Genomic DNA, 13521 nt, shown 5'->3' on the forward strand with positions numbered 1-13521 from the left:
TTGATACACCCAAGTTTAGTTCATCGCCTGATATTTGCAGTATTGATTGTTATGAAGTGGTACAAAAAAGCGGGATAAAACCCCGCTTAATTTGGTTAAAACCAATATGGCTCGCTATGCATGGAAGATTGTCGACTTTGCTCCATAGCACTTATCAAAAAGTCAGATTTTTGCTTGAGCCATGCCTGCACTTCTTGCAGTTCATCTGCGTTTTGGCTTTGGCAAAGCTGATATAGATACGCCAGTGTTTCTAGCTCATAAATACCATAAACGATATCAATCCAAGGCGTTCTAAACGCTTTGCGTGCTTCTTTATCGTAAAGCTTGCCCAGACAGTTACCGCTTAGTAGTGTGTTTTCTAGCTTTATTCTCACATGTAGATAATCTCTTTCAGAAAGCGATTTATCCTGTGGAAGCAAGTTTTTCAGCTCTTGCCAGTCTTTATCAAATAATTGGCTTGCGATTTCTGTGACCGGTAGCTCTGCTGCACTCAACGCTTTTTGATCCCAGTTTTTACGCCACGCTCTATCAACAAGCCAGCGAGTAAGTGAAAGGATCAAACGGTTATAACGGGTACAATGAAATAAATCTTCAATGTCCGTTGGTGTCGGCTGAACATCTTGCAAATCGGTAATGACCTGCGCCAATTCAGGAAACTGATTAAGTTTCTTATAATAAGCATGGCGCTTTGAGGTATAGGTTTTTAAATGAATTGCATTTTCGACCCAAGCAAGTTCTGACAACAACCATTTTAACTCATTGCGAATACTCTCAGTCGAGCTTTTATCAACGATGTCATCGAACAACCAAAACGCGTGGCGGATAAGCGAAACTCCATCAATAACTCGTTTTAATGTCTTGAGACTTGGTTTATTAAAATAGCACTGCTCATGTTTTTGGACGAACTGAATACCATAACTGACTGTCGCAATTAGCGCTTGTTCTTGCGTTACCTGAGACTTGAGCGGTACAAACCCTATAAACTTATTTGGTTTTAGAGGTTTATCATCGGCAATTCGATATCCTCTGGCGGCCTTTGAGTATAGTCCCAAGCGCATACCAGCTTGTTTAATTAGGTGATCGGCTAATAAGAAAAGATCTTCTTTGTTTCCCTCAATCAACTCTATTTCAAGCTCATTGATTGGCTCCATCTTCCCTTGTGCCGATATTTCCCCTTTATCCAACACGACTTCGATTTTGGTTCCTGAATCCGTTTCGATTAACCAAGTACGACGAATAAAATTCGTACTGAAGATCGGGAATATGTTTTCTGCAATAGACTCAAGTTGCATACCGTGAGGCCAAATATTCGCGTCAAACGCTAACAAGTCAGGACGTCCTGACTGAATAGGTAAATTGTACTCAGGTCGTTGATGTAACCCTCCTACAACTTCTCCCGCAAGCTTAATCGTTTGCTCGCATTCATCATTGCAACAACGCGTTCTTAGACCGATATCTAGCGCACGCAATTCACGATTTGGCGTGTCAAAGTAGGCGTTAGTTAAGTTTTTAGCAGGCTTGTTAGTGACCGTTTTTGCAAACTGTGTGATGAGTGCAGGGATCAGCGGAACTTCATTATCTGAAACCAAAAATTTCAGTTCTATTTCAGTGTCCATTAGGGCAGTGTTTTACCTATTTGTCTAAGGGAGGATCAAAATATACAAAGGAGGCTAAGTTTGCAATCTTTTTATCCGATGAGAAGTGCACCAAATATGCGCTAAATCAATAGATAGTCAGGCTAATTTCGCTGAACATCAACGGATCAATAACACTGAATCATTGCGTTAAATGCTGCAATTTTCATTATGTAATCAATTATTTCGCGCCATTCAAAATAAACAAAGCCTTGCTATTAGGCCGCGAAATCCCTACTATTTTGTAAACTTTACGACCCAAAGAATAAAAGGCCCACGCATGTTCAACTTTAAGCAATTTATCATTGCGAGCCTGCTCTTCACCAGCTTTGTAAGCTTTGCCGAAGAGCCAGACGAAAATAGCACAGTAAACGCCGCAACACCAAACGGCTATATTAGTGACAATCTTTTTATTTTCATGCACACAGGTCCAAGTAAAAATTATCGAATTTTAGGTTCTGTTGATGCTGGTACGCCAATCACTATTTTGAGTGGCGCTAATGACGAGTTTGTCCAAATTAAAGACGACAAGGCAAGAGAAGGTTGGGTAGAAAGTAAATTTGTCACCACGGAGCCAGGTTTAAAGCAACAATTAGAGGCGGTTAACCAAACTTTAGTGGAGACCCAAGAGGCGCTGAACGATGCCCAGCAGCAGCTTCCAATGCTGCAGCAAAACAATACCAATTTACTAGCGGAGAATGCTTCACTTCAAGACACTATTTCAGGGCTTGAAAAGCAGCTACAAGATGAGCGTTTAGCACAGCAGCAAAAAGTCCAAAAAGAACAACACCAGTTGCTCACTTACGGTGGCATCATCGGGATCAGTGGCATTATTATCGGTGTGATCCTGACGCTATTTTTATCTCGTAGAAAGCGTTACGACGGCTGGTAACTGGTTATATACCTATTGAGATTAGATAACTTCGTCACTGACGGTGCATCTAAACTTTCTTGTCAAAATTAATGGGGTGAATTTTTCAATTCGCCCCATTCTAAATACAGTTCTGAAAATAACCTTTCTCAACTACGAATATCAGCGTATTAAAAAGCCCAACCAAGTAACATGGATATATCGTGCAAATTATGCTCATATTGAACTACGCCTGTGTAGTCATATTCTTTTGATTCTTTAATATTCACAAGAGAGTATTCCAAACCAACATAGAGATTATCTGTTAGTCGATACTCAACACCTATCGAGGTATAAATATCATTACCGCTATCACCTGAACTAGTGCTGCCTGTAGGAACCAACTGTGCAGGGATCACATCTTTGTATTGCCAATGTGCCATTCCAACTCTTATATTTGCATTAATATTAGTAGACACCTCAATCTCTCCTTTAATCCCCAATCTCAGAGATTCAGTATCAATAGGAAACCTGGCTTTATATGAGTAGTCATACGGGTTTTGATAGCTTTCTGGGAATGTATTAGAAACGTGAACGGAATATTCAGCTAGTGACTCTCCATGAAAATGCTGTGCGATTTCAAGTGCTAAATGATCTGTAAGCCCAACACCGAGCCTCAGCCCCCATGAATCTGAATTAGCGGATGACGCACGCTTATATCCTAAATCAGATTCTTGCTCGGCGTAAAATTCATTATTGGCTTTACCAAAAAGTACTTCTGAAAATATGGCAATATCAGCCTTCGCGTACATAGGCAACGATAGTACTGCCAGTCCAAATAATTGTTTTTTCATTATCACATCGGTGTTTAAAGATTAAAAAGGAAGCAATATTTAGCTTGAAATATTGAAGTGAAGAGCGGGCGGAAGTATACACTGAATATAAAAAATTTAAACAAGGTGTATGATTGAAAGCTTGGCGATACTTTTTAATTTAAAAAGTTAAAGAATAAATAAAGGCCGGAAAAATTCGGCCTTTATTTATTCCATCTAAAACGTATTAGGCTGAATTCTTCGCATTAATATTACCCCAAATGCCAGACTCAGTAACTCCTTGCACTTTGACCTTATCGACTTCGAATACAGGTTCTTTCCCTTTTGCTCTTTGCTGATGATAGTCGGCCGTAACCGCCAAGATAGTGGGTGTAAGACGCACTATGGCAATAACATTCACCACCGTCATTAAACCTAATGCTATGTCGGCAAGATCCCATACCTGTTTTAGCGTTGCCGAAGCGCCCCACAACATCATAGATAAGTAGCATGCGGTATAAATTGAACGGCCAACTTTATTATCCAGATGGAATAAGTGTAAGTTACTTTCAGCATAGGCGTAATTAGCCACTACAGAGGTGAAAGCAAACAAAGTAATCGCCGCCGCGACAAAGTAAACGCCCCCAGTTGCTAAATGCGCGGTCATCGCAGATTGTGTTAGCCGTATGCCTTCCATCTCTCTGCCAATATCTATATCTGCCAATAGAATTATGACAGCAGTACAACTACACAAAACGATGGTATCAAAGAATACGCCCAACATTTGGATATAACCTTGGGTCACGGGGTGATTGGGAATTGGCGACGCACTTGCCGATGCGTGCGGCACACTACCCGCTCCCGCCTCGTTAGAATAGAGCCCGCGCTGAATACCATTTTTGATAGCTGCGCCAAGTGCGCCAGCGCCCGCTTCTTGCAAGCCAAAAGCCGAAAGCAAAATATCTTTGATCATGGCAGGGACTTGCGAGTAATTCATCACGGTAATAATAATGGCCGCAAGGACAAAGACTAATCCCATTACTGGCACTACCTTTTCAGCAAATCGCGCAATCGCTTTGAAGCCACCAAGAATAATAGAGCCGGCAAGGACAGTGATCACAATACCTGAATATAAGGTTGGAATATCAAACGCATTATTGAGCGCATCGGTTATGGTATTGGTTTGCATCGCGCTAAAGGTAAATCCATATCCCAAAAACAAGCAAAAGGCGAAGCATACTGCAAACGCCCGACTTCCCAATCCCATGTGAATATAATAAGCAGGACCACCTCTAAACTCACCTTGGCTATCTCGCACTTTATAGACTTGCCCAAGTACACTTTCGGCAAAGCCTGTTGCCATCCCCAAAATGGCTATCATCCACATCCAAAATATCGCACCACTGCCACCAAGAGAGATAGCAACCGCAACACCTGCAAGATTACCTGTTCCAACTCGAGCTGATAGCCCGGTACATAACGCTTGAAAAGAGCTAATCGTATTGTCATCACCCTGACCGCTGCCCCGTAACAGGCTAAACATGTGACGAAACTTTACAACTTGTATCCCTCGCAAAAGAATAGTGAACCAAAACCCTGCAAATAGCAGGATATAAATAAGTATCTGACCTTCTCCCCATAAGAGCCCATTGATACTCTTAACTGCACTTTCAAACATAGGCGGTTCCTGTTTTATTATTATTTGCCGTTTATCTAGGGCCTGTTGAACTTCTTGAAGGGTAAACAGGCCCTAGTATTATTTAACGGTTATTTAAATGGACTCCAGCAATCATACAACGCACCGAGCCACCTGCGGCTTCAATTGTTGGTATATCAATAGCAACTAGCTTAGCTGACTTTTCAATGACAGCAATTTGCTCAGGCAACAGCGCCTGATAAGCCGTTGTGGAAAGCGCGAGTATGCGTCCCATACTGCCTTGCAGCTCAATCGCGTTGCCGCAAAAATGTTGGATCTGCTGATAAGATAGCGCAATCAGGGTGTGGCCGCTTTGCGTAAAACGATTAATAAGCTGTGCACGCTGATATTCTGGCACCATATCTAGGCATATCATGGCGAAATCGGTGGCGACACACATTAAGACATTGGTGTGATAAACAGACACTTTATTTTTATCATAGGCATTAAATATCTCTGCCTCTAGTCCTAACTGCTCGCAAACTTGATTAACTAACACGGCGTTGGTGCGCTTGGATTCTACCGCATAGGCCACTTTTGCTTGATGATCGATAACCATAGAGCCGGTACCTTCAAGGAATATTTCTTCAGCGGTTAGATGACTATAATCATTGATGTTTGTCACCTGATAGTGAGCACTCAGAAAATCGATAATATCGCGACGGATCTCTAATCGTCGATTCAAGGCGTACATAGGATAAATAATTAATTGACCATCGCTATGCGTCGAAAACCAGTTATTTGGAAAGACCGAATCTGGCGTATCTGTGGAAGTATCTTCAAATAAGTGCACTTTCACGCCAGCCAATTCTAACGCTTGCACGGCGTTACTGACCTCAACATAGGCTCTGTTGTTAGGATTGTTTTCACTGCAAGCTTGCTGAAACGCGTTATCTTGCATGGTTTGCGGATTCGAAGTGAAATGGTGTGGACGGATCATCACCACCGCTCGAGGTGCTTGGAATATCGTTGTCATACTGCACTCATCATTTGGGCGTTGTCATACTCAATATCAGTGTAACCACACCATAAGACAATTTAAATGCCAAAATCTCATACAATTCGTGCAATTTTCTATCACTTTGCTAAGTTAAATTATACAAATAGACAAAGACCACAAAGCTGTACTATGACTCCTTACCTATATGATGCGCTTGATAAAGCCTTGATTGCTGAATTGCGCAAAGATGGCCGAGCAGCCATTTCAACCTTAGCCACGACGCTAGATGTGTCTCGCGGCACCGTACAAAACCGTTTAGATAGACTCGTTTCCAGTGGTGCAATTCAAGGCTTTACTGTGCGGGTTCATGAACATATCGAGTCCGAGCTAGTGCGCGCTATTATGATGATAGAAGTAATTGGTAAATCCACCACGCAAGTGATTAATGCACTGCGAGGGCTCCCCGAACTAAGTAAAATTCATACCACGAACGGGGCATGGGATTTAATCGCTGAAGTACAAGCCGCTAACCTCGGTGAATTCGATGGTGTACTGAGACAAGTTAGAGAGATTGATGGCATTTTAAATAGTGAAACCAGTATTTTGCTATCAAGTACGTAAGGCTCGATAGCGCTTAGATTAGGGGAAGTGAATCGATTGTCCAAAATAAACTAAAGCTCAACAGGCCCTAATTTACTGCTAAATTATATTGTCCCCTTCTTCTGGGCTTCGAGCGCGCTCTGCTTGTTCTCTGATCTCATCCGCATCGCTACTCACATCGTCAATATCCGCATCTACTGCACTTGTCGTGATTTTATTCCTTTGTTTCACAGGCGTTCTGCTACTCGAATTACTAGTCACTTCTTTAGTTACTCCTTGTGTTTCACTATTTGCAGCTATGATTATCCGCTCTCTGGCATCATCAGGCATGCTAATTCCGTGTTCAGTAAAGCAGTTAACGGTTTCTCGCATGAGTTGAGACGCCACTTTTATCGGGCTATGTTGTTCGCTATTGACCCAAAAATAAATGGTAAGATTGATAGTCGCAGAGCCTAATGCCTCAAGTAGAACCTGAGGTGGCGGGTCGTTTAAAACCGCGCTTTGTTCTTTAAGTAAGTCAATTGCAATTTGCTGCGTCAGACGAATATCGTTGTCATAACCAATACCAATCTTAAAGTGTCCACGTGTTTTTGGATTGGCAGTAAAGTTTTTAATTACATTCTTGTAGACGGTAGCATTGGGTATTTGAATGTGATTGCCATCATAATCAACTAAGGTCGTTGCGCGGGCTGTGACCTTTTTAACGATCCCCAAACGGTTATCCACTTCAATAACGTCATCAATTCTAAACGGGCGTTGGACACTAAGTAACATACTCGAAATAAAGTTCTCGGCGATATCACGAAACGCAAACCCGAGAATAAGACCAACAAGTCCGGTACCACTCATGACTGCAACGGCAAACTCACTTAACCCTGCCAAACGCAAAAAGATATAAATACCAAAAAATATGACTAACACACTGATAAAACGGCGAGTGACGAGATGCAATAATCGACTTTTACTGACATAACCTATGGGTTTAATCAAAAGATAAGAGATTGGCCGTGCTAAATAATAACAAAGCACAATAACCACAACTCCTAACGCCAGAGCAGGTAATAATTGCCATGCGGTTTGTAAAAAGTGCACAACCTGTGCGCTTAAGGTTAGCGTATCTGATGTGCTAACGGCTTCAGTCGCTTCGCGAGAAGCTGCCGCCTGAATCATATTAGTCATTTGATTTTTAATAAGATTATTGATTTCCATATTGCACTCTTCAGTTTTTTATTGACAAGATCACGAGTTGATTAGTTGCAAATATAACGCCAAGCGAGATTGGCAGACCTTTTGCTGTATATCACTTTAGATCAACAGGCTCAGAATTGATTTAGGAAAAACCAATGGCAGCTCATAAACATGGCTTTAATGCAGACAGACCAAGTGATATTCCAGCACTCGGTTGGTGGGATGTCAGTAAACGGCTATACCATAGCTTATCCCAAGATAATTTATCGCTAGTGGCCGCTGGAGTGGCATTTTATGCCCTGTTGGCAATATTTCCCGCATTAGCGGCCGTTGTTGCTATCTATGCCTATTTTTCTTCTCCTGCAGAAATGGTTGATCAGCTACTGCCGCTTATTGAACTCTTACCACCATCCAGTCAAGAAATTATGTTGCAACAACTCAAAGCGCTCACTCAAAAATCGCAGGCAAGCCTAAGTCTAGGTGCTATTTTTACCCTCTTTTTAACAATCTGGAGCAGCAGTAAAGGCTGCCAAGCACTTATTACAGCCTGCAACATTACGTATCATGAGCACAATAAAAGGCAGTTTTTGCAAGCGCTAGTGGTACGCTTTTTGTTTTCTATGGGGGCGATTTTCGTCGCGATTGTGGCGTTGTCTATTATCGGAATTTTACCGATTGTACTTAACCTCGTAGGATTTACCACAGCACTCGATTCGATAATCCAGCTAATCACTTGGTCTATTTTAGCAGCGCTATTTCACTTTTCTTTGGCGTTTGTTTATCGTTATGCGCCTCACCGCAGAGCCGCAAAATGGCGCTGGATAACACTCGGTTCGTTTACCGCAACCAGCTTATGGATCTTGGCGTCATTGGGATTTTCATATTATGTCGCGCAATTCGCTTCTTACAATGAAACTTATGGCTCATTAGGTGGCGTTGTCATTATGATGATGTGGTTATACTTAAGCGCATACATCATTATTTTTGGTGCCGCATTAAACGCCAGTACTGAGCTACAAACTTTAAAAGATAGTACCGTTGGCCCTGAGAAAGAGAGAGGACAACGAGGCGCATTTGTGGCTGATAATTTAACGACAAGACAACGTCAAGAAAAGCAATAACGATACGTGGAATGGATTATAGGCATAAAAAAGGAAGCAAATTCGCTCCCTTTTAAACGATTATCTGCTTAGATGCAGTACCGAGCAAATAAGCTTGCAACGGTTGCAGCGGTTGGTTTGCCATGCTGCCAGTCGCCACCTTCAACGCCGCTACCTGCAATATCCATGTGTACATACGGAATTGGCAATTCAGCATTACAACCATGCTTGTCTAAGCCACCAACAATTGCCAAAAATGCCATTGGGAATTGGTGACCACGAGCGGTAACCGCCGATGGAGCGTTGTTACTCGATAGCACATCATCCGCAAGGGTGCGTGGTTTTACAAAGTCATAGTCTTCGCGTCGGCTACGCGATACTTCCGCGCAGTCAGCCCATAAGTCGCCCATATCTGCAATCTTGCGAGATACTTGTGCAGCTCGTGCAGGACCATTCTCAACATAGGCACTGTAAGGGCCCATGGCGCGCGCTGCGTGACCTGTTAGTGTTGCAACCGTAAAGATTTCAGGGTTTTTCTCACCAAGGGCTAAGTCTTTCGCTTCACTGAGTAAGTCACCCATCGCCAAGCGACCTTCCGCATCAGTGTTACCAATACGAACGCAAACGCCTTCTCTGCTCTCAATGATTTCATCCGGCACGAAACAGTCAGAACCAATCGAATTACGAACCACGGCAAGGTAAGCAATTACCTTAATACCTTTTGGTTGGTACTTAGCAACTGCTTCCATAAAACCAACCACTGACGCCGCACCGCCTTTATCACGGCTCATGCCCGCCATAAAACCGCCCACTTTCAAGTCTGCACCGCCAGTATCGTACACAAGACCTTTGCCAACAAAGATAAGAGTACGTTCGACGTCACCTTCAGGCTCGTATGCCATTTTTACAACACGAGGATGGTGACGCTCAACGGCGTAAGAGGCACGCGCTACCGTGCTTAGGAGTGGATATTGCTCATCCATAATTTTACGATCAGCGATAACTTCAACGTTTACCGCTGAACCTTGAAATAGCTCGACACAGTAGTCAGCAAAACGAGGTGGTGCCATGCGCTCAGGTTCTGTACCACACAGATCGCGCGCAGCATATTGGCCTGCAGCGATTGCACTCAGTTGATCACAGCATTGTGCTGACGCTTCAAAAACATAAATCGCTTCGATTGGTTCAATCACTTCGCCACGGTACTCACGTGCTTCTAATGGCTGCCATAAGCCTTGGCAAGCACCTAAAAAGCTTACAGCACGCGCATTTTCGTAACGATCATCAGCAGGCACATTTACAACAGCAAGCACAGGTTTTACCGCACCAGCCGCTTTCGCTTCTAAAATACCAGCCTTTGCCGCTTCAAAATAACGACGAACGTCATCGTAATCTCTGTCGAGTGGTCCGGTTGGCGCAATCACCAAACGCTTGCCAGGTACTTTGTCTGAAACAAGCAGGCTTGCCTTTTGCGCAATGCGCGCATCCACAGCTAAAAATGGTGCAGCAACTTCGTCAAGCTCTGCACAGCCAAGGTTTTGAATATCATGAGTAACAACAACGATAGCATCTGCATCGCTTTCAAATAGGGTGTTACAAGGTAATGCGATTGGAAAAGACATAAAAACGGCCCTTTTCTATATTAGAATTAGGGCCGACTATAGGTGATTTGTGGTCAAGTTCCAAGGGAACTACGACATATCACGGGCTTCATCAGGTTTCGCTTTGGTTTTGCTGATCACAGACCAAGCTTCTAACATGACTAAAATACTGACCACCAGCACGATGACATCAAGCACAACCAACAGCCAATTGCCTTTTTGGTAGTATTCACCTAGCTTGATCACTCCGGCAAAAAATGCCATCACCAGCACAAATACCATTGGGATCAAGGTGTACTTAGCGGGACGCCCTAGTTTAATAAGATATACTGAGATAACCAATAAGGTTAAGCTTGCCAAGATTTGGTTGGTTGAACCAAACAGCGGCCAAATCACCATACCACCACTACCCGATGCGCCACCAGCGCCAAAGGCGAGTAGCAAACAACATGCAACGGCCAACAAAGTCGCGATGATACCGTTGTTCAGGAACTTGATGTTATAGATCTCGCCCCACTCTTGAATAATATAACGCTGAAGTCTAACGCCAGAATCCATGGTAGTGCCTGCAAAAAGTACAACCATAACGGCAAGTAGGGTTGATGCGATCTCGACTGGTAGTCCCCAACCTGTACTGATAAGATTTGAACCACCGTTAATAAAGGCTGATACACTGCCGGCACCAAGATGACTATAAATTTCGTGCCACTCTTCTGGCGATACTGCGAGCATCACACCACTCACGGCGACCAAAGTGATCAGTGCTAATGAGCCTTCACCAACTGCACCTAAGTAACCAACAAAACGGCCGTCTTTTTCTTTGTCTAGTTGTTTAGAACTCGTTCCCGACGAAACAATACCGTGGAAACCAGATACCGCACCACAGGCAATCGTTACGAATAATAGCGGGATAATACTTGGCGTATTCTCCACTGTTTGGGTATTAAACGCAGGCGCGGTGATATCTGGCATCACCACAAATACTGCACCATAAAGCAGGATCAATCCCACTAACAGCTGCATGCCATTAATAAAGTCACGAGGTTGTAATAGCATCCAAACCGGTAACAATGACGCTACGGCAGCATAGATAAACAAAATGATGATCCAATTGGCTTTGTCGCTTAGACCAAACATTTCGGTTGGTAAGGTGATCGGCATACTACTGCCCATATAAATGGTCGCGTAGAGCACAATAACCCCGATAATACAGAGTGGTACTAGCGGCACTTTTCGTTTCAGCAATTGCCCGATAATAAGCGCCACGACGATAGCAGACCAAGCGGGGAATACCGCATTTGGGTTACCCACGAAGGAGTTTGCGATCACCACGCCGAACACGGCATTTACCATGAGCAGTACAAGGAAGACCACTATCATAAACAATGAACGCGTGCGCTTGCCAATCACGCTTTCAGACAACGCGCCCATCGACTTGCCTTTATGGCGAGCACTTGCCCACAACGCGCCCATATCATGGACACCCGCAAAGAATATGGTACCGAATACAACCCAAAGTACTGCTGGCACCCAGCCCCAATACACAGCGATAGCTGGACCTACAATTGGTGCAGCGCCCGCGACTGAAGTAAAGTGATGCCCCCACAATACCACTTTGTTGGTAGGAACATAATCTACGCCGTCCTCAAGCTCATGCGCCGGCGTGACAAAGTTGTCATCCATTTTAAATATTTTTTCAGCAATAAATTTGGAATAGACAAACCATCCAAATAACATCCCTATGATGCCGAAGAGTACGATCATTATGGATTGCATAATGCTTACCTCTTGTTGTTGTTTTAATTACACGCAGTTGGCGTGATTAGTTTGTTGCACGACAACTTCGAAGCTAGCACAAATTAAACTAATTGCAGTTATCTTTTAGTCTAGGTAGGTCAGAATTAGCCATCAAAAAGTCCCAATTGAGCTTGCGTGTTAGACTTTTCATTTAGTCCTAAGTGCAAGCCCACGAGGCGCACAGGTTTAAACTTTTGCCGTGACATCGCCTCAATCAATAATTCCTCGAAAACGGGCAAATCAATATGCTGGTATTGGCATTCTTTGGTGGTTTGGGTGAAATCGTAAAACTTCACTTTAACGCCAAGCTTATTAAAGCCGCGCTGTAAATAAGGCTGTGCTCGGCGAGTCAGTTCAGGTAACAGTTTTTCTTTTATGACTTGCTTTAAAGTATCAAGGTCAAGCGTGTCTTCTGCAAATGTGGTTTCAACGCCTATCGATTTGCGCACTCTATCGGTCTCAACTCGGCGCTCATCAATACCTTGACAACGCCGCCATAATACAGCGCCAAACTTGCCAAATGATTGGCGTAACTGAATTTCAGACAGTGCCTTAATATCTCGGCCATACTCAAGTCCCATGGCTAGCAAACGTTGTTGAGTCACTTTACCTACACCTGGAATTTTTTTAAGGGGTAACGCATCAATAAAAGCGCTCACTTGGTGAGGCGGGATAACACACTGACCATTAGGCTTGTTTTCATCGCTGGCAATTTTGGCTAAAAACTTGATTGGCGCAATTCCCGCTGAAGCTGTAAGGCCCGTTTCTGCAAATATATCCGCTCGTATCTGCTCGGCAATAAGCGTTGCACTGCCATTACATTGCTGACACTCAGTGACATCTAGATAGGCTTCATCTAAAGACAGTGGCTCAATGAGCTCAGTATAACGGGCAAAAATAGCGCGAATTTGTTGCGATATTGCCTTATAGACCTCCATTCTCCCCGGTACAATCACCAGCTGAGGGCAGAGTTTTTTCGCTTGATAATTCGACATGGCTGAGCGCACGCCATATTGCCGAGCAATATAGTTAGCCGTGGATAGCACCCCACGATGACTCCGCCCACCAATCGCCATCGGCACTGTTGCAAGCTCGGGGTTATCGCGCATTTCTACCGATGCATAGAACGCGTCCATATCAATATGAATAAATTTACGCACGTTAAAACACTGTCTAAATAAACAGTGTTTATTATGTGCTAATTTTCCAACTGTTGCAATCTTGAACATAAGCCTTAGTGTTCTGGGCTATACTTGTGTGGATGTCTGTTGCAAGTTGCACTGCAAAACAGAGATAATGCTAA

At 43.5% G+C, this 13521-nt stretch carries 11 protein-coding genes; 3 read left to right on the forward strand and 8 right to left on the reverse strand.

Annotated elements, in window-relative coordinates; translation table 11 throughout:
• Nucleotides 1-95: 95 nt before the first annotated feature.
• Nucleotides 96-1616, reverse strand: a complete 1521-nt coding sequence (locus A587_RS0103770) for a CYTH and CHAD domain-containing protein (RefSeq protein WP_010374710.1) — start codon at nucleotides 1614-1616, stop codon at nucleotides 96-98.
• Between the two features lie 172 nt (nucleotides 1617-1788).
• Between A587_RS0103770 and A587_RS0103775 the strand changes: the two genes are divergently transcribed.
• On the forward strand, nucleotides 1789-2526 hold the full coding sequence (locus A587_RS0103775; protein WP_017216479.1) for a TIGR04211 family SH3 domain-containing protein: 738 nt from the start codon (nucleotides 1789-1791) through the stop codon (nucleotides 2524-2526).
• Nucleotides 2527-2675: 149 nt separating this feature from the next.
• Here the strand turns inward: A587_RS0103775 and A587_RS0103780 are convergent, their stop codons facing one another.
• From A587_RS0103780 to ctlX, 3 genes are all read right to left on the reverse strand, one after another.
• Complete coding sequence (locus tag A587_RS0103780; protein WP_017216480.1) at nucleotides 2676-3338, reverse strand: outer membrane beta-barrel protein; 663 nt, start codon at nucleotides 3336-3338, stop codon at nucleotides 2676-2678.
• Nucleotides 3339-3543: 205 nt separating this feature from the next.
• The gene (locus tag A587_RS0103785) at nucleotides 3544-4974 is read right to left on the reverse strand and encodes an alanine/glycine:cation symporter family protein (RefSeq protein WP_017216481.1); all 1431 of its coding nucleotides are present in this window, start codon (nucleotides 4972-4974) and stop codon (nucleotides 3544-3546) included.
• Between the two features lie 82 nt (nucleotides 4975-5056).
• Complete coding sequence (gene ctlX / locus A587_RS0103790; RefSeq protein ID WP_017216482.1) at nucleotides 5057-5968, reverse strand: citrulline utilization hydrolase CtlX; 912 nt, start codon at nucleotides 5966-5968, stop codon at nucleotides 5057-5059.
• Between the two features lie 153 nt (nucleotides 5969-6121).
• Here ctlX and A587_RS0103795 point away from each other — a divergent pair, with 153 nt between their 5' ends.
• Nucleotides 6122-6553 (forward strand): Lrp/AsnC family transcriptional regulator, encoded by a 432-nt coding sequence (locus A587_RS0103795; RefSeq protein WP_026000871.1) that lies wholly within the window; start codon nucleotides 6122-6124, stop codon nucleotides 6551-6553.
• Between the two features lie 78 nt (nucleotides 6554-6631).
• Here A587_RS0103795 and A587_RS0103800 read toward each other — a convergent pair whose 3' ends face one another.
• A complete protein-coding gene (locus A587_RS0103800; RefSeq protein WP_017216484.1) occupies nucleotides 6632-7741 on the reverse strand; it encodes a mechanosensitive ion channel family protein in 1110 nt (369 codons plus the stop codon).
• A gap of 134 nt (nucleotides 7742-7875) precedes the next feature.
• Here A587_RS0103800 and A587_RS0103805 point away from each other — a divergent pair, with 134 nt between their 5' ends.
• Nucleotides 7876-8841, forward strand: coding sequence for a YihY/virulence factor BrkB family protein (locus A587_RS0103805; RefSeq protein WP_017216485.1), 966 nt, complete (start codon nucleotides 7876-7878; stop codon nucleotides 8839-8841).
• 68 nt (nucleotides 8842-8909) lie between these two features.
• Here the strand turns inward: A587_RS0103805 and A587_RS0103810 are convergent, their stop codons facing one another.
• The 3 genes from A587_RS0103810 to dinB form a co-directional block, all read right to left on the reverse strand.
• Nucleotides 8910-10442: a M17 family metallopeptidase gene (locus tag A587_RS0103810; RefSeq protein ID WP_017216486.1), complete on the reverse strand. Its 1533-nt coding sequence runs from the start codon at nucleotides 10440-10442 to the stop codon at nucleotides 8910-8912.
• 69 nt (nucleotides 10443-10511) lie between these two features.
• Nucleotides 10512-12197, reverse strand: coding sequence for a carbon starvation CstA family protein (locus A587_RS0103815; RefSeq protein ID WP_010374688.1), 1686 nt, complete (start codon nucleotides 12195-12197; stop codon nucleotides 10512-10514).
• A gap of 125 nt (nucleotides 12198-12322) precedes the next feature.
• Entirely contained in the window at nucleotides 12323-13378 is a 1056-nt protein-coding gene (dinB, locus tag A587_RS0103820) for a DNA polymerase IV (protein WP_442852596.1), read from the reverse strand.
• Between the last annotated feature and the right edge of the window lie 143 nt (nucleotides 13379-13521).

This window comes from Pseudoalteromonas sp. NJ631 (assembly GCF_000276645.1).
Classification (GTDB): Bacteria; Pseudomonadota; Gammaproteobacteria; order Enterobacterales; family Alteromonadaceae; genus Pseudoalteromonas; species Pseudoalteromonas piscicida.

Excerpts from the sequence above, each read along its gene's own strand:
- ctlX (WP_017216482.1), bottom strand. The coding sequence starts at position 5,968 with ATGACAACGATATTCCAAGCACCTCGAGCGGTGGTGATGATCCGTCCA.
- A587_RS0103785 (WP_017216481.1), bottom strand. The coding sequence starts at position 4,974 with ATGTTTGAAAGTGCAGTTAAGAGTATCAATGGGCTCTTATGGGGAGAA.
- A587_RS0103795 (WP_026000871.1), top strand. The coding sequence starts at position 6,122 with ATGACTCCTTACCTATATGATGCGCTTGATAAAGCCTTGATTGCTGAA.
- A587_RS0103780 (WP_017216480.1), bottom strand. The coding sequence starts at position 3,338 with ATGAAAAAACAATTATTTGGACTGGCAGTACTATCGTTGCCTATGTAC.
- A587_RS0103770 (WP_010374710.1), bottom strand. The coding sequence starts at position 1,616 with ATGGACACTGAAATAGAACTGAAATTTTTGGTTTCAGATAATGAAGTT.
- A587_RS0103775 (WP_017216479.1), top strand. The coding sequence starts at position 1,789 with ATGCTGCAATTTTCATTATGTAATCAATTATTTCGCGCCATTCAAAAT.
- A587_RS0103805 (WP_017216485.1), top strand. The coding sequence starts at position 7,876 with ATGGCAGCTCATAAACATGGCTTTAATGCAGACAGACCAAGTGATATT.
- A587_RS0103800 (WP_017216484.1), bottom strand. The coding sequence starts at position 7,741 with ATGGAAATCAATAATCTTATTAAAAATCAAATGACTAATATGATTCAG.
- A587_RS0103810 (WP_017216486.1), bottom strand. The coding sequence starts at position 10,442 with ATGTCTTTTCCAATCGCATTACCTTGTAACACCCTATTTGAAAGCGAT.
- A587_RS0103815 (WP_010374688.1), bottom strand. The coding sequence starts at position 12,197 with ATGCAATCCATAATGATCGTACTCTTCGGCATCATAGGGATGTTATTT.